This is a genomic window from Lentzea pudingi (genome assembly GCF_014646255.1).
In the GTDB taxonomy this organism is placed as follows: Bacteria; Actinomycetota; Actinomycetes; order Mycobacteriales; family Pseudonocardiaceae; genus Lentzea; species Lentzea pudingi.
Window position 1 is genome coordinate 1,205,650 of the sequence record NZ_BMNC01000001.1, and the last position, 18,130, is coordinate 1,223,779.

The following is an 18,130-nucleotide window of genomic DNA, read 5'->3' on the forward strand; positions in this document are numbered from 1 at the left end:
ATGGCCAGGCTGACGCGCGCAGAACAGCAGGCGCAGACCCACGAGCACCTGCTGCGGTCCGGACGCGAGGTGTTCCTGCGGCAGGGTTTCCTCAAGGCGACGGTCGAGGACATCGCCGCTGAGGCCGGTTACACGCGTGGCGCCGTCTACAAGCACTTCGGCGGCAAGGAAGGGCTGTGGCTGGCGATCGTCGAGGCCGACGCGGACCTCCACCTCCAGGGCCTGCGTGCCGCGCTCGAGCGGACCACCTGCCGTGACGACGTGATCGCGGTCCTGAGTGGCACGCCGGACGATTCGTGGCCCAAGGCAGCCGCCGAGGTGCTCGCCGCGACGGCACAGCAACCCGAGATCACCGCGCGGATCGCCGCCCTCCAGGCGCGGCACGACGACCGGGTGGTCGACGTGCTGGCCGAACACGCCGAGCGGCTGCGGATCACGCCCACCCTGCCACTGCCACAACTGGTCGTGATGCTCGGCGCGCTGGGCATCGGGCTGGCGCTGCGCCAGTCGGTCGCCCCGGCCGGCGATCCCAGCGCGATCCTCGCCCACGTCCTGGAGGCCGCCCTGACGTCAGGCGGCGGTGCCGAACAGGGCGGTCAACCGCTCCAGTGAGCGTCGCATCGAGGCCTTGTTGCGCCGCGGCACGGGGGAGAGGTCGAGCAGCAGCGGGACGCGCGCGGTCGACCAGTCGAACGTCTCGGTCACCTCGGTGGTGCCGTCGCCGAGCGGCGTGAGCCGCCACCTCCAGCGGTGCCCGTTGAAGTGGCGCCAGGCGATCAGCCGGTTCTCCTCGAACTCCACGACGGTGTTCTCGATCCGGTACGCCAGGCCGATCCTCATGTCCATGCCGAACGCGGTGCCGAGCGTGAGCCGGTCCGGCGCGTCCGGCCGCGGCGCGAGCACGGAGCCGGAACCGTCGATCAGCGGGTGCTTCGCCGGGTCGGCCAGCAGGTCGAAGATCCGCTCGGCGGGCGCGGGCACGGTGGTGGTGACGGAAACGCTTCTCCTCGGCACGCCTCCAGCCAAGCATCCGGGGCCGATCCGCGCATGACCGCAGGCTGGGTTTGCTCGACGCAAGTCAGGAGTAGTCTGCCGCCATGGCCATGCGGATGAACGGGCCACTGGCCGCGCTGGACCAGTGGCAGCCGGAGGGGTGCTCGATCGCGAAGGCGTTGGACGTCGTCGGCACGAAGTCGGCGATGTTGCTGCTGCGCGAGGCCTTCTACGGCACGACCCGGTTCGACGGCTTCGTGCGCCGCGTGGGCATCACCGAGGCGGTCGCCGCCAAGCGTCTCAAGGAACTCGTCGAGGCCGGCCTGCTGGAGAAGCGGCCGTACCAGGAACCCGGAGCGCGCACGCGGTACGAGTACGTCCTCACCGAGAAGGGCCGCGCACTGCTCCCGGTGGTCGTCGCGCTGATGCAGTGGGGCGACGCGTACCTGCAGCCCGGCGGCGGTCCGCTGCGGATCGTGTCCGCCGAGACCGGCGAACCGGTCCGCGTGCTCGTCGCCCCGCCCGGCACGGCCTCGCTGGAACCGGAAGGCCTGGCGGTGCGGATCAACCGCTGAGGCGTCAGAGCCTCTCGATGACGGTCGCGTTCGCGAGCCCGCCCGCCTCGCACATGACCTGCAGCCCGAACCGGCCACCGGTCTGCTCCAGGTTGCCGAGCAGCGTGGTCATCAGCCGCGCGCCGGAGCCGCCGAGCGGGTGACCGATCGCGAGGGCACCACCGTTGACGTTGACCTTGGCGAGATCGGCGCCCGTTTCGGCCTGCCACGCGAGCACGACGGGCGCGAACGCCTCGTTGACCTCGAACACGTCGATGTCGTGGACGCTCAGCCCGGCGCGGGCGAGCACCTTGTGCGTGGCGGGGATGATGCCGGTGAGCATCAGCAGCGGGTCGTCCCCGACGACGGCGAACGAGTGGATGCGAGCGCGCGGCGTCAGCCCGAGGCGTGCGGCGGCCTGCTCGCTCGTGACCAGGACGGCCGCGGCGCCGTCGTTGACCGGCGAGCTGTTGCCCGCGGTGATGCGCCAGTCGAGCTCCGGAAACCGCCGCTCCCAGTGTTCGTCGCGGAACGCGGGCCGCAGCCCTGCGAGGGTCTCCGGGGTGGTGTCCGGGCGGATCGTCTCGTCGACGGCGAGGTCGTTGACCCGCACGATCTGCGAGTCGAAGAAGCCGTTCTTCCACGCCGTCGCGGCGCGCTGGTGGGACTCGGCGGAGAACTCGTCGAGTTGCGCGCGCGAGAGGTTCCAGCGGTGCGCGATCAGTTCGGCACTGATGCCCTGCGGCACCAGCCCGCCGGGATAACGCGCGCCCACCTTGGAGCCGAGGAAGTCCTTGCCCAGCGTCTGCGAACCGATCGGGATCCGGCTCATCGACTCGACCCCGGACGCGATCACGACGTCGTAGGCGCCGGCCAGCACGCCCTGCGCCGCGAAGTGCAGCGCCTGCTGGCTCGACCCGCACTGCCGGTCGACCGTGACACCGGGCACCGACTCCGGGAACCCGGCGGCGAGCGCGGCCCAGCGGGCGGTGTTGCCCGACTGCTCGCCGACCTGCCCGACCGCACCGCTGATCACGTCGTCGACCACGGCGGGATCGATGCCGGTGCGGTCGACGAGTGCGGCGAGAACGGCGCTGTGCAGGTCGACGGGGTGGATCTCGGAGTACGCGCCGCCGGGCTTGCCCTTGGCCAGCGGAGTGCGGACGGCATCGACGAGGACTGCGTGCTGGCTATGTGAGGACATAGCCAGCACGATAGACCCTGACTATGGTCAAGCCAAGTCAGAGGTCGCTGCCGAGCGCGACCTCCAGCAGGTCGCCCAGCTGGTCCAGCTGCGCGGCCGACAGCCCGCTGAACGACGACTCGATCACCTGGTCGGCGAGGCCCTGTCCCTCGGCCCGCAGCCGGGCGCCTTCCTCGGTGAGGCGATGGCGCACGGCCCGTCCGGGACCCGGAACCCGTTCGACGAGCCCGCGTTCGGCCATGCGCACCGCCAGCGAGCCGAACGACTGGTCGGTCTGGAACGTCAGCACCGCGAGGTCGTGCAGTGACGCGTCCGGCTGCCGGTGCAGGTGGCGCAGGGTGTCCCACTGCGCGAGCGACAGCCCGAGCGGGGCCAGTGCGCGGGTCAGTGCCCGGTGGTGGCGGTGTTGCAGGCGCTTCACGGCGAGCGCGACGTCGGCGGGGCGGTGGTTCACAGGTTGCAGTGTAATCAACCTTGCTTATATAAGCATACTTACCTAAGGTTGTTTATATGACCCGAACTCATCTCCTGCTGCACGGTGGCGGCGGCGCCCCCACGATGACCTCGTTCGCCACGCTGCTGGCCGAACGCACCGGCACCCAGGTGCTCGCGCCCGTCCATCCCGGGTTCGGCGGCACCCCGAAGCCCGCCGGGCTGACCGGCGTCCGCGAGCTGGCGCGGTACTACGTCGAGATGCTGGACTCGTCGGACCTCACGGACGTGGTGGTGGTCGGCAACTCGTTCGGCGGCTGGCTGGCGGCCGAGATCGCGTTGCTCGCGAGCCCGCGGGTCAGCGGCGCCATGATCGTCAACGGGATCGGCGTCGAGGTCGACGGCCACCCCATGACCGACGTGCGCGGCCTGAGCGTCGCCGAGATCCGCTCGTTCTCGTTCCACGACCCCTCGAAGCTGCCGGTGCCGCCGACCGGTGCGGGGCCGAGCCCGGACGTGCGGGCGCTCGTCGGGTACGCCGGACCGTCCATGTCGGACCCCACGCTCCTCGGCCGGCTCGCCGGGGTGACGATCCCGGTGCACGTGCTGTGGGGTGAGAGCGACCGGATCGTGGATCCCGCCTACGGCAAGGCTTTCGCGGCCGCGATCCCGTCGGCGACGTTCACCCTGTTGCCGCGCACCGGGCACCTGCCACAGGTCGAGACGCCCGACGAGTTGGTCGCGGCGATGACCTCTGTCATGCCGGGGACGTGACGCCCGAGGCCGTCGAGGTCGCGGAGCGCTCCGAGCTGACCGTGTCGATCACGTGCGAGCGACGTCCGACGTAGGCTGCCCGGCGGAACCCGGGGCGGTCGGCGCGCGTCGACTCGAACGGACAAGGCGCTCGGGAACACGAGGACGATGACGGAAGAGACGTTCGGGCCGTACCGGATCGAGCAGTTGCTCGGTCGCGGCGGGATGGGCGAGGTGCACCGGGCCTACGACATGGCGCACGACAGGTCCGTTGCGCTCAAGAGGCTCTCGCCCGGCTACCACGACGACGAGGACTACCGGGCCCGCTTCCGCCGCGAGGCGCAGATCGTCGCCCGGCTGCGCGAACCGCACGTCATCCCCATCCACGCCTACGGCGAGATCGACGGCCGCCTCTACCTCGACATGCGCCTCGTCGAGGGCGCCGACCTGTCGGACGTGATCCGCGAGGGCACCATCGCACCGGCGCGGGCCGTCGCCATCGTCGACCAGGTGGCGAGCGCCCTCGACGCCGCGCACGCCGACGGCCTCGTCCACCGCGACGTGAAGCCGTCCAACGTCCTCGTGACCCCGAGCGACTTCGTGTACCTCGTGGACTTCGGCATCGCCCGCAGCGTCTCCCCGGCCGCGACCAGCCTCACCGCCTCCGGCTCGGTGGTCGGCACCCTCGACTACATGGCCCCGGAACGCTTCGAGAGCGGCCCGGTCGACGGCCGCGCCGACATCTACGCCCTGGCCGGCGTCCTGTTCGCGTGCCTGTCGGGCTGCCGCCCCTTCACGGCGGACGGCACCGCCGCCCAGATCTGGGCGCACATGAAGGAGGCACCGCCCAAGGCCTCGCCGCTGAACCCGGCGGTGCCGGCGGCGCTGGACGAGGTCATCGCCAAGGGCATGGCCAAGGACCCGGCCGGCCGGTACGCCACGGCGGGCGAGTTGGCACGGGCGGCGGCCCAGGCGCTGGTCTCGCCCGCGGGACTGGCGGCGGCGCCGATGCCTGCTCCGCTCTCGACCCCGCCTGCTGGACTGGCGTCGACCCCGCTCGCGACTCCGAGCGGGGCCCCGCTCGCCGCTCCGCTCTCGACCCCGCCCGCTGGACAGCCGCCGACCCCGTCCGCAGGACAGGCCGCGGCTCAGCCCGGCATTCCACCAGGCGGTGTGGTCTCGCCCGCGGCCCAGCCCGCCACCCCACCAGGCGGCCAGCCCGCGGCGCTGTTCGGACCCGCGACCCCGCCTGCTACCCCACCAGGCGGCCAGCCCGCAGCGCTGTTCGGACCCGCGACCCCGCCCGGAACCCCACCGGGCGGCCAGCCCGCATCCCCCGCCGGCCCGCCCCCGCCGGTCACCCCACTGGGAAGCCGGCCACGCCCCGCCGCACCCACCTCAGCGCAGCTCCCCCAGCGACCCGCACCCCAGTACGGGCCCTCACCCACACCCCGGCACGGCCCCCCGCCCGCCTTCCACCCCGCCGCCACCGGCCCCCACCCGCACCCGCCCACCCGCGTCCAGCCCTCACGGGCCAAGCGGATCGCCATCGCCGCCGGAATCCTGGCGGTCGTGGCAGGCATCGCCACCCCGATCGTGATCATCGGAAACGGCGGCAAGATCATCGGCTCCGGCACGACGAGCAGCACCCCGACCACCCCGACCAGCACCACGACGACGACCACCACGTCCGCCTCGAAGGTCACCACCACGACGCGGTCACCGGAGTACGACAAGCTGGTCGCCGCGCTCCCGGAGGTCTTCCGCACCGGCCCGCCGTGCGCGCCCGCCGCCCCGGACAACGGCGTGGTGGCGGCGGTCCGCTGCACCGGCGCGAAGCCCGACGGGCTCGGCTTCCCGCCACCGGCCGAGGCCGAGTTCCGGCTCTTCGCCGACCGCCCGGCCCAGGACGCGTACTTCAAGGCGCTGGTGACGAGCAGGGGCATCCCGCGGATGGACGAGCGCGGTGGCTGCCGGCCCAAGTCCGACCCGATCCACTACGCGCTCTACTACCGCAACGTCTCCGGCCCGCTGGAGGGGGAGTTCACCACGTGCTTCCTGGCCGACGGCAACGCGCAGGTCTGGTGGGTCGACACCAAGACCCTCACGATCGGCGCGCTGAAGAAGCCCGGTGACGTCGATGTCCTCGACAAGCTCGACCTGTGGTGGAACCACCAGATCCTGTCAGCGTTCCAATGAACGGTGCCCGTCGAGGAACCGCCGCACGACGGCCTCGGGATCGGCGGGTGCCTGGGTGGCCCGCCGGTCGACGCGGCGGGCGAGGGCGCGCATCATCACCGGTCCGATGAGGGCGAAGAACGTGTGCCGCGGCGGTTCGACGACGAGGGCGCCGCGTCGTTGGTGGTGCAGGATGACGGCGTCGACCTTCTCCAGCAGCGACTCCGGTTCGGCCAGCACGGCGGCCACCTCCGGGCTGAACTTGGCCTCCCGCATGAGGGTCAGCACCACGCCGCCGCGCCTCTCGTAGAGCGACGAGTAGTAGCCCACGATCGTGAGCAGGTCCGCTGCCACGTCGTCGCCCGGCGCGTCGAGGTCGAGCGAGAACCCCGCGAAGTTGCCGCGGACGGCCTGCCGCAGCAGGTTCTCCTTCGAGACGAACCGGCGGAACAGCGTCGCCTCGTTGATCCCGGCGGCGTCGGCGATCGCGCGGGTGGTCGCGCGTTCGTACCCCTGCTCGGCGATCACCTCCAGCGCCGCGTCGTACACCGCCTGGTCGGTCACCCGGCTGGCCACTCACCCTCCCCGAACGGACGCTGATGCAAGTGGACACTTGCATGAACGCGCCGGGATGGCTACGTTGGATTGCAAGTGACCGCTTGCATTCAAGTCTATCGAAGGACGGGGCTCATGGCCGACGCCACCGCTCGCACCGGAGCTCTCGCGCCCACGACCGCGGAGGTCGTCGTCGGCCTGCTGGGCGCCGCGGTGATCTCGATCGCGGTCAACGCGCTGATCGCGCTGGTGGCGGGCAGGTTCATCCCGGACGGCACCGAACGCATGGGGCTGGCCGTGGCGGAGTACGCGCCGGCCACGGTGATCGGCATCGCGCTCGGCACGCTCGGCTGGTACCTCGTGCGCCGCTTCGCCCGCGACCCCCGGCGCGTGCTGCGCGTCCTGGTGCCCGTCGTCGTCGTGCTCTCGTGGATCCCGGACCTGGGCATTCTCGCGGGAGGCGCCAGCCTCGTGAACTCGCTCGCGCTGATCGCGATGCACACCGTCGTCGCCGCGGCCACGGTGCCCGTGCTGGCCCGCGTGCTGCCGCTCGAAGCCCGCTGACCGCGTCGGGGGCCGCCGCCCCCGACGCGGTCAGCACCTCAGATGCCGCAGCTCGGCGCGGACCAGAAGCGCGACGACTTGTGGGCGACGTGCACGTGGTCGTTGTGCCCGGTGTAGCCCGGACCGAGGATCTCGTTGAAACCGTGGTTGCGCGCCTGCTTCGCGAGCGCGCAGAAGCCCTGCGGACCGGCGCCCAGGTCGACGGCGTCGCCGTAGAGGTGCCGGCTGCCGGCCGCGCCGCCGACGGCGTTGTTGCACGACACGCTGCGGAAGCCGCCGTTGACGTCGATCGGCCGGTCGCCCATGGCGTGCCGCATGGCCTGCAGCTTCCACATCGACACCAGGGCGTTGGCACGAGCGGTCGCCGCCGACACGTTGCCGCCCGACCAGTCCGAGTTGCAGTTGTTCAGCTCGTCGTAGGTGAAGTTGACCGGCGTGCAGTCGTTGTCCTGCAACGCGTAGATCTTCGCGAACGTCGCGGGCCCGGCGATGCCGTCGGCCCCGAGACCGTAGGCCTGCTGGAACCGGGTCACCGCGGCCTTCGTGCCGGCCCCGAACTGCCCGTCGAGCCCGAGCACCGCGCCGTAGCCCGGGTAACCCGCGACCCGGATCTGCAGCTGGCGCACGTCCTCGCCCGACGCCCCCTGGGAGAGCGTGCGGCCCCACGTGTAGCAGGCGTCCGCCGCCGAGGGATCCGCCTGCGCCGCGGCAGGAGCGGCGGTGACGATGCCGGACAGCAGGGCCAGCACCGGTAAGACGAAACGGAGTTTCATGACAGGCGCACCTTTCGATCACAGGGAGGTGCAGCGTGTCGAGGTCCCGCCGCGTCTGTCAACGACCAACCAACTCCGCTCCTGGTTGGGCGCAGGGAAACCACCTGGATGGCGGCCGGGTTCGAACTGGAGAGCTGACCGCGGCGAGACCGAAAAAGATCACCTTCGCCAACCCGGTGCTGTCCGTCCACCAGACGGACGTCAGCCCTCCTCCGCTGTCACTTCCGCCAGAACAGGTGGTGGGTCACGCCGCTCGAACTGGGCACGACATCGGCGTAGAACCGGTCGAGCAGCTCGTCGGGCGACTTCCACAACGGCACCCCGTGCCCGAGTTCCACCGGCGACACCGCGACGTGCATCGTGTCGATGAGATCGGCGTCGAGGAACGACCGGATCGTGGTGGCGCCGCCGCCGATCCGCACGTCCTTGCCCCGCGCGGCCTCCTTCGCGCGCCGCAGGACGTCCGCCGGGGCGCCGTTCACGAAGTGGAACGTCGTGTCGGAGAGGGTGAACGACGGCCGTTCGTGGTGGGTCAGGACGAAGACCGGCGTGTGGAACGGCGGTTCGTCACCCCACCAGCCCTGCCAGTCGTGGTTCTCCCAAGGGCCGCGGTGCGGGCTGAACTTGTTGGCGCCCATGATCTCCGCGCCGATGTTGTGCGCGAAGTCGCGGGTCAGGTAGTCGTCGAGCCCGCGCGTGCCGCCGGGGTCGGTGCGGTTGGGCCAGCTCGCCGTGGCGCCCGCCCACGCGAACAGGGCGCCGGGGTCGGCGTGCCCGAACGGCCTCTCGAGGGTCTGGTCCTCACCGGCGCCGAACCCGTCCTGGGACACGACGAAGTTCTGCACCTTCACCAGCTGGGTCATGGAGCTTCCTTCCACTCTTGGTCGAGAGGTGGACCGCGGTGGCCGTGCGAACTCATCGGTCCCGGCGGGAGGATCATGCTCCTGCGGTCGATTTACGGCGTCCTGCCGCGCCGCGAACACAGGACTTGTCCGTCCGGCCGGGCCGTCGCTACCTTCCGGGCCGTGACTGGCCAAGTGATCATCCTGACCGGGCCGCCCGCGGCGGGGAAGACGTCGGTGGCCGGGCTTCTCGCCACTGGTGCCGACGTGCCGACGGTGCACCTCGTGACCGACCAGTTCTACCGCTCGATCCGCACGGGTTTCGTGCTGCCGTTCCTGCCGGAGGCGCACGGGCAGAACGAGGTCGTCGTCGACGCGATCGTGGCAACGGCCGCGACGTTCGCGCGCGGCGGGTACGACGTCGTGGTCGACGGCATCGTGGGGCCGTGGTTCCTGCCGCCGTTCTGTGCGCTGGCGGACGAGTTCGCGGTGTCGTACGTCGTGCTCAGGCCGAACCTGGACATCACGCTGGCGCGAGCGCGGGAACGCGTAGGCGACGAGTTGAAGAACGTCGAGGCGATCACCGGCCTGCACACCGCGTTCGCGGACCTCGGCGACCTCGAAGGGCACGTGGTCGACAGCGGGGGTCTCGACGCGGAGCAGACGGCGGCCGAGGTCCGGCGCGTGCTCGCCGCTGGCCGGCACCGGCTGGTCCGCTGAGGACGGAGAACCGTCCGGGCGAAGGCCGCCCGGACGGTTCGGCGGGCGTCACTGCGCGGTCGGCACCGGGTGCCCTTCCGACGCCTGCACGACCACGATGCCGTTGCCCTGCAACGCGAGCTGGTACGCCTCGCCCGACCCGCGCCCGATCATGGCGCCCATCTTGGCCGTCTTGCGGACCGACGACTGCAGCGAGGTCGACCACAGGACCGCGGACTGCATGTCGACGAACGTCGGCACGTCCACGTTCAGCACGACCGGCGTCCCGTAGGCGGTGACGGCCAGAGCGCCGGTGCCCGTGAACGTCGTGTTGAACAGGCCGCCGCTGAGCATCGAGGCGCCCTCGGTGCGGTTGATGTCCCACTGGAGCGTGCTGTCGAACGCGAGCACGTTGCGGCCGTTGACGGTGACGGACTCGTTCTCCAGGTACAGCACGAAGATATCGTCGGCGTCCTGGGCGAGGAACACGTCCCCGCTGCCCGACACCTTCATCAGCGACATGCCTTCACCGGTGAAGGCCTTCTTGAACAGCTTGCCGATGCCGCCGGCGCCCTCGTAGGCGAAGTCGACGTCGCCCTGGTAGGCGACCATCGACCCCTGCTTGGCGAAGAAGAACCCGCCGCTGCCGGTGAGGTCCACCTTCAGCATGCGTTCGTTCTGCAGTTGGAAGCTTCCCGGCTCGACGGACCGTTCCTGGTGGTTGAACAGTGAGCTGCGCATGCCCAGATGATGCAGGTGATCTTGGGTTCGTGCACCGGTGGGGTGAGATCGCGGCCAGGGCTTTACAAACATCCGCCTATTGTCAAATCAGCTTTACGTGTCCTACCGTTCTGTCAACCTCCAGAGGAGCGTGGCATGAGCGACATGAAGGCAACGGTGCCCGTCGGCTCAACCGAGCGGTGGACGGACGGCAAGCGGTACCTGTGGCTGCTGGGACTGGTCGTGCCGTCCCTGGCGTTCCTGGCGATCGGGATGCACGCGGCGACGGGCTGGGGCGTGTGGTTCTGGATCGGCCCGATCGTGGTGCTGCTGATCGTCCCGGCGATCGACCTCGTCGCCGGGCTCGACCGGAGCAACCCGCCCGACGACGTCATCGAGCGGCTGGAGAACGACCGCTACTACCGCTGGATCACCTACCTGTTCCTGCCGATCCAGTACGTCGGGTTCGTGGTGGCGTTCTGGCTGATCGCGCGCGGTGATCTGTCCGTTGTGGACAAGATCGGGCTCGCGGTGTCGATCGGGTGCATCGGCGGCATCGGCATCAACACCGCGCACGAACTGGGGCACAAGAAGGAGAGCCACGAGCGCTGGCTGTCGAAGATCGCGCTGGCGCAGAGCTTCTACGGCCACTTCTACATCGAGCACAACCGTGGCCACCACGTGCGGGTCGCGACCCCGGAGGACCCGGCGAGCAGCAGGGTGGGGGAGAGCTTCTACCGGTTCTGGCCGCGCACCGTCCTCGGCTCGGTGAAGTCGGCGTGGCGGCTCGAGCGCAAGCGGTACGCGCGGCGCGACCGGCACCCATACCGGCCGGGCAACGACGTGCTCAACGCGTGGCTGATGTCGGCGGTGCTGTGGGCGGCGCTGATCGCGTGGCTCGGCGTCGGCATCGTGCCGTACCTGCTGATCCAGGCGGTGATCGGCTTCTCGCTGCTGGAGGTCGTGAACTACATGGAGCACTACGGGATGCTGCGGCAGATGGTCGGGGCGCCGGGCCGCCGCCGCTACGAGCGGGTCGATCCCAGCCACAGCTGGAACTCCAACAACATCGCCACGAACGTCCTGCTCTACCACCTGCAGCGGCACAGCGACCACCACGCCAACCCGACCCGGCGCTACCAGACGCTGCGCGACTTCGCCGAGTCGCCGGTGCTGCCCACCGGGTACGCGGGCATGATCTTGCTGGCCCTGGTGCCACCGTTGTGGCGCCGCGTGATGGACCCGCGGGTGCAGGGGCACTTCGGCGGTGACATCGGACGCGCCAACATCCAGCCCGGCAAGCGCGCGAAGGTGCTCGCCCGCTACGGCGGCACCGACTCGGGCTCCGACGTCGTCGCCGACAGCCGTGGCGACGCGACCGCGGGCGGCATGTGCCCCGGCTGCGGGTACGTCTACGACGAGACGACGGGCGACCCGCGCGAGGGCTTCCCCGCCGGAACGCCGTGGGCCGCCATCCCTGACTCGTGGTGCTGCCCGGACTGCGGGGTGCGCGAGAAGATCGACTTCGTCGCGCCGGGCCGCGTGACATCGGCCTAGGATCAGGCGCATGGGTGGGACATCTCCGGCAGCGGCCTCGGGCCGCCGGCAGCCGATCGTCGAGGCGGCCATCGAGATGACCGCCCGCGACGGCTGGGCCGCGGTCACCATGACGCGGCTCGCAGAGCAGGCCGGCGTCAGCAGGCAGACCGTCTACAACGAGGTCGGCTCGAAGAACTCCCTCGCGGACGCGATGCTGGCGCACGAGCTCGGCCGGTTCCTCACCGCCATCAGCGCCGCCTTCGACCGCCACGCGGACGACCTCGTCGAGGCGATCCACGACGCCGTCCGCGACGTCCTCGAACTCGCCCGCGGCAACCTGCTGGTCCGCGCGATCGCCTCCGCGACGCACGGCGCCGACACCGAGCTGGTGCCCCTGCTCACGACCCAGGCCGAAACGCTGCTCGTCGAGATCAAGGCGATGCTCGCGGCACGCGTCGAGTCCTACCGGACGGGCCTGACGGGCGAGCAGGTCGAGGTGCTGATCGACCTCATGACGAGGACCGTCCTCAGTCACGTCGTCCAGCCGGCGGGCACCCCGGCCGGCACCGCGGACGGCCTGGCGTGGCTGGCGTCACGTGTGCTGGAGGAGCCCGCGCGCAAACCGCTGCGCTTCAGCTGACGAACACCACTGGTGAGCGTGCTCGACACAGTGGCGGACCGGCTCGTCGTGTAAACAGTGCGGTTCCGCGCTCCGAACTGGCTGAAGCCCTGCCGGCATCGATCCCCGGTCGGTTCCCCGATGTTCGGCCGTTGCGACACAATTACGTGAGCTGCCGCATCAGGGAGCCGGATCAGGGAGCCGGGGAAGTCGGCTGAGATTGCCGGGAACTACCCCGGCCGGGTGAACGACCTGTGGCACGTGACTGCGTTGTCTCTGCTGCTCAAGGGAGTGCACTGCCGCTACGGCAGGCATCCCGCCGTCCACTCCGTGGATCTTGACGTACCCGCCGGCCTGCGGGTCGCGCTGATCGGTACCAACGGCTCCGGCAAGTCGACGCTGCTGCGCGCGGTGCTGGGGTTTCAGCCCGTCGCCGACGGAGTGGTCGAGGTCGGTGGCGAGCGGGCGGTGTCGGCGGCGCAGTGGCGCAAGCGGCGCACCGAGGTGGCGTGGATTCCGCAGCTGCGGTCGACCGGCCGGTTTCCCCTGCTGCTGGGCGAACTCCTCGACAGCAGTGGTGACGGTGTGGCGGCACGGGAGGCGGCCGCGCGGCTGGGGCTAGAGGGACTGGAGTCGCGCGGGGTGCACACGCTGTCCGGCGGCCAGGCACAACGGGCGTGGCTCGCACGGGCGGTGGGTGCTGTCGCGGCGGGTGCCGGGATGTTGCTGGCCGACGAACCCACTGCCGCACTGGACTTCGTAGGGCAGGAGGAAGCGGCAGCGGTGCTCACCGAACTGCCGGTCACCCTGCTCGTGGCCACCCACGACCGTGCGGTCGCCGAGGCGTGCGACAAAGTCGTCGAGATGGCCGCCGGACGGTTGCGGGACGTCGCGTGATCGCGGAGTTGCTCGCGCTGGTTCCGGTGCAGCGCGCGGGTTTCGGCCTGCTGCTCGGTGCGATCGCGTTGCCGCCGGTCGGGGTGCTGATCGTCGGCCTCGACATCTATCCCGTCCGGTTCGCGATCATGCACGTGGCGTTGCTCGGCAGCGCCATCGGCCTGCTCACCGGCACGGACCCCTTGCTGTGGGCGCTTGTGCTGTGTGCGTTGGCAGGCGGTGGGCTCGCGCCGTTCGCCACGACCTCCGCGGGTTTGTCCGGTGCGATGGGCCTGTTGATGAGCCTCGCGATCGCCGTGGCGTTGCTGGTGCTGTCGATCTCCGGCGTGAACGCCAACGGGGCGTTCGAGTTGCTGTGGGGCTCGATCCTGTCCACCAGGCCGGTTGATCTCGCAGTGCTCGGCGTGCTGGCGGTCGCGATCCCGGCGCTGTTCTGGTGGCGTCGCAGGGATCTGTCGTTGTTGCTGCACGACCGGGAGCTCGCCGCCTGCTCCGGCGTGCGCACCGGTCCGTTGACGATGGCGTTGCTCGTGGTGATCGCGGTGTCGATCGCCGGGGCGATCAAGCTGACCGGCGCGTTGCTCGTGGACGCGCTGACGTTGTTGCCCGCACTGGCCGCGCGGCGCATCGGACGCGGCCTGACCGGCATGGTCGTCGCGTCCATCGGCATCGGGCTCGTGGTCGCCGTCGGCGGCCTGATGCTCGCACTCGTGCTGGACCAGCCACCTGGTCCGGTGCTCGTTCTGCTGGCGGGCGTGATCGCCCTGCTCGCCCAGCTGCTACCGATGAGGAGAACCTGACCAGTGAAGATCAAGCTCGTCGTGCTCGGCGCGGTGTTCGCGCTGACCGCCTGCGGTGGCGGTGCGCAGCCCGCGGCGCCGAACGGGTCCTCGAACGCCCCGGCGGGCAAGAAGGTCGTCGCGGCCACGGCGTGGGAGGCCGCGCTGGCGAAGGCCGCGGGCGCGACGGACGTGAAGGTCGTCGTTCCGGCGACCGTGGCGCACGCGGCCGACTACGACCCCAAGCCGTCCGACCTCGCCGCGGTCGCCGGCGCGGATCTGGTGCTGTACGCGGAGTTCGAGGGGTTCGCGCCCAAGCTGAAGGAAGCCGCGGGCGGTTCCGCCAAGGTCGAGATGCTCAAGCTCGAGAACGCGCCGGAGGTAGTGCGTGCCGAGGTGCTGCGCCTGGGAGGCCTTCTCGGCACGACGCCGGCCGCCGAGGAGTGGCTGAAGAAGTTCGACACCACGCTCGCTGACGTCAAGACGCAGGTGAGTGGCGCTTTCGCCGGCGGCAAGGCGCCGAAGGTGGTCAGCCAGGCGTTCGTCGCCTACATGGCCGGGATCACCGGCGCCGAGGTCGTCGGCACGTTCGGCCCGCAGCCGGTCACCCCGGCGCAGCTGGCCGAGCTGTCGGGCAAGCAGCCGGACCTGGTGTTCGACAACGTGCACATGTCCACCGGCACCGTGCTGCCCGGCTCGTCCGCGAAGCAGGTCAAGATCGTGAACTACCCCGGTGCGGACCTCGACCTCCTCGGCGTCTTCAAGACCAACGCCGAGGAGATCACCAAGGTGCTCAAGGGCTGACCAGTTCCTGCACGGCGCGGCGGTCGACCTTGCCCGCCGCGCCGAGCGGGAGCGCGTCGACCACGACCAGGCGTTCGGGGAACTTGCGCGGCTCCAGGCCCTGCGCCGCCAGGTGCGCGGTCAGGTCGTGCAGCGTCGGTGCCGGATCGGCCACGACGCAGGCGCACAGTCGTTCGCCGAGCACGTCGTCCGGCACCGGCACGCACACCACGTCCCGCACCGCGGGGTGTGTGGACAGCAGGGCTTCGACCTCTGCCGGGCTGATGTTCATGCCACCTCGGATGATCACGTCCTTGCGCCGGCCGACCACGTGCAGGTAGCCGTCCGCGTCGATGCGGCCGAGGTCGCCGGTGCGGACCCAGCCGTCAGGAGTGCGGTAGCGCTCGTTCAGTTCCGGTGCGCCGACGTAGCAGAGGGGGGACATCGGGCCGAGCGAGACGATCTCACCGACGTCGCCGGGCGGGACGTCGCGCAGGGAGTCGTCCACGATCCGCAGCCGGGCCACGGAGGGGTTGGGGCGCCCTGCGGTGTCGGCGCGGCTGGGCGGGTCGTTCAGTGCGGTGTGGCAGTTGACGCCGTCGGCCGAGCCGTAGACGTTGACCACCGTGCAGCCGAGGGTTTCGCGGACGCGTGCGGCGGTCGTGGCGTCTAGGGCGGCACCTCCCAATGCGACCACCCGCAGGCTGGAGGTGTCGAACTGCCCCAGCTCGGGGCTGTCGATGATCATCCGCAGCATCGTGGGCACCGCCAGCACGTGCGTCGGCCGGGCGCGTTCGATCATCGCCAACGCCGCTGTGACGTCGAACTTGGGCATCAGCACCAAAGTGCCGCCGTGCACCGCGAGCGTGACCGACGTTCCGTTGCTGCCGTAGGACGATGCGAGCGGCACCATCACGTAGTTGCGCAGCTCCGGGTTGCTCCCCATCAGTTCGCCGATGAACCGCCCGCGGCCGCCGACCAGCGCGTTGTGGGAGTACAGCACCATCTTCGGCGCCGCCTCCGAACCGGAGGTGACCAGGATCCGCGCCGGCCCGTCGGGGTCGGGTGAGGCGGGGGAGAACCGGGCCGGGTCGGCGGCCAGCAACGCCGACACCGGAACACAGCCCGCCGGCACCGGACCGTCACCCGCCGCGATGACGGTCCGCAGTTCGGGCAGTTCGCCCGCCAGCGCGCGGGTGCGCTGGGCGCAGGGGTAGTCGCCGTAGAACGTCGTGGTCACCACGGCGACCGCGCCGGAACGGCTGAGCAGGCTCGCGGCTTCTCGATCGCCACGACCCACCGGGTACGGCAGGGAGATCGCGCCCAGCGCGGCGATCGCGAGGTCGAACGCACAAGCAAGCCTGCCGTTCGGCAACTGGATGCCTACGACATCGCCCTGCTCCACGCCCATGCCCGCAAGACCCACTGCGAGCGACCGCGCCATCGAATCCAGCTCGGCGTAACTGACGTCCCCGTCCGCGTCGACGATCGCTGTGCGGCCAGGACCAGCGAGCACGTGCTCTCTGAACAGCGAGTGCAGATCGCGGTCGCGGTAGAGGCCGTTCGCGGCCCAGCCGCGCCGGACCTCGTAGGGCACCAAGTCGGCCAGGTGCTTCACGACGGGCGTTGCGGCAAGGGTCACTGGAACCTCCACGGAGAGACGAGTGCGGGACAGCCGCGGTCGTCGCGGCCCAGAACGGCGGCGAAGCGGGGATCACCCGGCAGGGCCGCGAGATCGGTGACCACGTCCACACCGTCGACGCGGCCGTCGACGGGGACGCGGAATCCGGGAGCGGGACGGCCGGTCGTGCCGGCGAGCAACGCGCTCGCGGCGCCGAGCAGGCTGCTCTCGACGGCGACTCCGCGGCCGGTCAGGTTTCGGGTGAGCACACCGGCGAGCACGGCCTCGGCGCCGATCAGACCGCCCAGCACGTCGACCAGGGTCATCAGCGACGGCGCCGGGTCCTCATCGGACGGACGGACGAGCTCGGCCAGCCCGGTACGCGCCTGGACCATGAAATCGGTGCCGAGCGGGACGTCCGGCAGGTCTCCGCCGCCCCAGCCGGAGGTGTAGGCGTAGACGACGCCGTCCGGCAGGTCGGGTGCCGCGAGCCGCCACTTCTCGGCGTTGCCCGGCGCCCAGTTGTGCAGGAACACGTCCGCGTTCGTGAGCTGGCCGCGGAGCCGTTGCCGGTGGGCCGGGTCCTTGAGGTCGACCTCGACGGAGCCCTTGCCGCGGTTGAGAGCCAGCCAGCGTGCCGAGGTGTCCTGACACATCGGTGGCATGCCGCGCAGGGGATCGCCGCCTGGTGGTTCGACGCGGATCACCGTGGCTCCGAGCAGGCCCAGCAGGTGCGCGGCCATCGGGGCCTGGATCCGCCGGCCTGCCTCGAACACCACGAGGTCCGTGCCGTTCGTGCGGGTGGCCAGGCCTTCGGTGGGACGGATGCACCACGGTGAGGCGATGGGGTCGATCGGGGAGTGCAACGTGCAGACGCTCGCCCCACTGGCAGCGGCGACCTCGGTGATCCGGGTGAACGTGGCGGTCCGGGTCGCGGCGTGGAGTTCCCCGGGGACCGGGGCGGTCGCCGTCGCATACCGGAACTGGTAGGGCTTCCAGCCGCCGCGGATCGCCGTGCTGTCGGTGCCGAGGCCGGTCCAGAACGCCGCCCAGACCTCGGGCACCAGCGCCTCGACCTCGAACCGCACCCAGTCCGCGCTGACGAAGGGCGGGCCACCGGGCCGCAGGTCGACCGCCTCTGCCTCGTCCGCCCCCGCGGCGGCCAGGTACTGCGAGATCGTCAGCAGGGCGGCTTCGGCCACGCTGGTCCGGACGCGGGGTTCGCCGCGCAGGATCGCCGCCAGCAACCCGGTCATCCCGAGCACGCCCGCCGCCGTGCCGCAGTAGTCGACCCCGATGCCACGAGGTGAGCCGGAACGCCTGCCGTGCACGTGCATCACGCCGCACGCGGCCTGGACGGTCGCCTCGTCGCGCAGACCCGGGACGGTCACCGGTCCGGCCCAGTCGACGATCACCTCGTGCCGGTCACCACTGCGCAGGGTGACCACCGCCCCGGCGGCGTTCTGCGTGGAACCGTCGCGGACCTCCGCTCCCAACGCGTGGAGATGGGCGCGCATCAGGCGTGCCGCCGCGCTCGTGCCCGAGACCGACGCGATCGCGCCCTCCAGGACCGAGGCTTGCACTGCTGTGGCTTCCGTCATGACCCAAAGGTCGGACGCAGAGCC

The 18,130-nt window shown here is 71.0% G+C and carries 20 protein-coding genes; 11 read left to right on the plus strand and 9 right to left on the minus strand.

The window, feature by feature from the left end; translation table 11 throughout:
- Nucleotides 1-612, plus strand: coding sequence for a TetR/AcrR family transcriptional regulator (locus IEY88_RS05430; RefSeq protein ID WP_189153390.1), 612 nt, complete (start codon nt 1-3; stop codon nt 610-612).
- Here the strand turns inward: IEY88_RS05430 and IEY88_RS05435 are convergent.
- The gene (locus IEY88_RS05435; protein WP_189153391.1) at nt 571-1,014 is read right to left on the minus strand and encodes an SRPBCC family protein; all 444 of its coding nucleotides are present in this window, start codon (nt 1,012-1,014) and stop codon (nt 571-573) included. The genes IEY88_RS05430 and IEY88_RS05435 overlap by 42 nt on opposite strands.
- An 83-nt stretch (nt 1,015-1,097) precedes the next feature.
- Here IEY88_RS05435 and IEY88_RS05440 point away from each other — a divergent pair, with 83 nt between their 5' ends.
- Nucleotides 1,098-1,568, plus strand: coding sequence for a winged helix-turn-helix transcriptional regulator (locus IEY88_RS05440; protein WP_189153392.1), 471 nt, complete (start codon nt 1,098-1,100; stop codon nt 1,566-1,568).
- Between the two features lie 4 nt (nt 1,569-1,572).
- Here IEY88_RS05440 and IEY88_RS05445 read toward each other — a convergent pair whose 3' ends face one another.
- The gene (locus IEY88_RS05445; protein ID WP_189153393.1) at nt 1,573-2,751 is read right to left on the minus strand and encodes a thiolase family protein; all 1,179 of its coding nucleotides are present in this window, start codon (nt 2,749-2,751) and stop codon (nt 1,573-1,575) included.
- Between the two features lie 37 nt (nt 2,752-2,788).
- Nucleotides 2,789-3,205 (minus strand): MarR family winged helix-turn-helix transcriptional regulator, encoded by a 417-nt coding sequence (locus tag IEY88_RS05450; protein ID WP_189153394.1) that lies wholly within the window; start codon nt 3,203-3,205, stop codon nt 2,789-2,791.
- Between the two features lie 56 nt (nt 3,206-3,261).
- On the opposite strand from IEY88_RS05450, the gene IEY88_RS05455 reads away from it, so the two are divergent.
- On the plus strand, nt 3,262-3,957 hold the full coding sequence (locus tag IEY88_RS05455; RefSeq protein WP_189153395.1) for an alpha/beta fold hydrolase: 696 nt from the start codon (nt 3,262-3,264) through the stop codon (nt 3,955-3,957).
- Nucleotides 3,958-4,104: 147 nt separating this feature from the next.
- Entirely contained in the window at nt 4,105-6,135 is a 2,031-nt protein-coding gene (locus IEY88_RS44055) for a serine/threonine-protein kinase (protein ID WP_229693093.1), read from the plus strand.
- On the opposite strand, the gene IEY88_RS05465 is transcribed toward IEY88_RS44055, so the two are convergent.
- Nucleotides 6,121-6,690, minus strand: a complete 570-nt coding sequence (locus IEY88_RS05465; protein ID WP_189153396.1) for a TetR/AcrR family transcriptional regulator — start codon at nt 6,688-6,690, stop codon at nt 6,121-6,123. The genes IEY88_RS44055 and IEY88_RS05465 overlap by 15 nt on opposite strands.
- A 114-nt stretch (nt 6,691-6,804) precedes the next feature.
- Between IEY88_RS05465 and IEY88_RS05470 the strand changes: the two genes are divergently transcribed.
- Nucleotides 6,805-7,233, plus strand: a complete 429-nt coding sequence (locus tag IEY88_RS05470) for a DUF6069 family protein (protein WP_189153397.1) — start codon at nt 6,805-6,807, stop codon at nt 7,231-7,233.
- A 38-nt stretch (nt 7,234-7,271) separates the two neighbouring features.
- On the opposite strand, the gene IEY88_RS05475 is transcribed toward IEY88_RS05470, so the two are convergent.
- A complete protein-coding gene (locus IEY88_RS05475) occupies nt 7,272-8,006 on the minus strand; it encodes a D-Ala-D-Ala carboxypeptidase family metallohydrolase (protein WP_189153398.1) in 735 nt (244 codons plus the stop codon).
- Between the two features lie 218 nt (nt 8,007-8,224).
- The gene (locus IEY88_RS05480) at nt 8,225-8,869 is read right to left on the minus strand and encodes a dihydrofolate reductase family protein (protein ID WP_189153399.1); all 645 of its coding nucleotides are present in this window, start codon (nt 8,867-8,869) and stop codon (nt 8,225-8,227) included.
- Between the two features lie 162 nt (nt 8,870-9,031).
- Between IEY88_RS05480 and IEY88_RS05485 the strand changes: the two genes are divergently transcribed.
- Nucleotides 9,032-9,568, plus strand: coding sequence for a phosphotransferase-like protein (locus IEY88_RS05485; RefSeq protein ID WP_229693094.1), 537 nt, complete (start codon nt 9,032-9,034; stop codon nt 9,566-9,568).
- Nucleotides 9,569-9,616: 48 nt separating this feature from the next.
- Here IEY88_RS05485 and IEY88_RS05490 read toward each other — a convergent pair whose 3' ends face one another.
- The gene (locus IEY88_RS05490; RefSeq protein ID WP_189153401.1) at nt 9,617-10,288 is read right to left on the minus strand and encodes an AIM24 family protein; all 672 of its coding nucleotides are present in this window, start codon (nt 10,286-10,288) and stop codon (nt 9,617-9,619) included.
- Between the two features lie 135 nt (nt 10,289-10,423).
- On the opposite strand from IEY88_RS05490, the gene IEY88_RS45255 reads away from it, so the two are divergent.
- The 5 genes from IEY88_RS45255 (at nt 10,424) to IEY88_RS05515 (ending at nt 14,905) form a co-directional block, all read left to right on the plus strand.
- The gene (locus IEY88_RS45255; RefSeq protein ID WP_189153402.1) at nt 10,424-11,824 is read left to right on the plus strand and encodes a fatty acid desaturase; all 1,401 of its coding nucleotides are present in this window, start codon (nt 10,424-10,426) and stop codon (nt 11,822-11,824) included.
- Nucleotides 11,825-11,834: 10 nt separating this feature from the next.
- Nucleotides 11,835-12,446, plus strand: a complete 612-nt coding sequence (locus tag IEY88_RS05500; RefSeq protein WP_189153403.1) for a TetR/AcrR family transcriptional regulator — start codon at nt 11,835-11,837, stop codon at nt 12,444-12,446.
- A gap of 222 nt (nt 12,447-12,668) precedes the next feature.
- Complete coding sequence (locus tag IEY88_RS05505; protein WP_229693095.1) at nt 12,669-13,322, plus strand: ABC transporter ATP-binding protein; 654 nt, start codon at nt 12,669-12,671, stop codon at nt 13,320-13,322.
- Nucleotides 13,319-14,122: a metal ABC transporter permease gene (locus IEY88_RS05510; RefSeq protein WP_189153404.1), complete on the plus strand. Its 804-nt coding sequence runs from the start codon at nt 13,319-13,321 to the stop codon at nt 14,120-14,122. Before IEY88_RS05505 ends, IEY88_RS05510 begins: the two co-directional genes overlap by 4 nt.
- Before the next feature lie 3 nt (nt 14,123-14,125).
- On the plus strand, nt 14,126-14,905 hold the full coding sequence (locus tag IEY88_RS05515) for a metal ABC transporter substrate-binding protein (RefSeq protein ID WP_189153405.1): 780 nt from the start codon (nt 14,126-14,128) through the stop codon (nt 14,903-14,905).
- Here the strand turns inward: IEY88_RS05515 and IEY88_RS05520 are convergent.
- Complete coding sequence (locus IEY88_RS05520) at nt 14,895-16,526, minus strand: AMP-binding protein (protein WP_229693096.1); 1,632 nt, start codon at nt 16,524-16,526, stop codon at nt 14,895-14,897. The two genes, IEY88_RS05515 and IEY88_RS05520, sit on opposite strands and share 11 nt — an antisense overlap.
- Nucleotides 16,523-18,106, minus strand: a complete 1,584-nt coding sequence (locus IEY88_RS05525) for a CoA transferase (protein ID WP_229693097.1) — start codon at nt 18,104-18,106, stop codon at nt 16,523-16,525. The genes IEY88_RS05520 and IEY88_RS05525 overlap by 4 nt, the downstream gene beginning before the upstream one ends.
- Nucleotides 18,107-18,130: the final 24 nt, after the last annotated feature.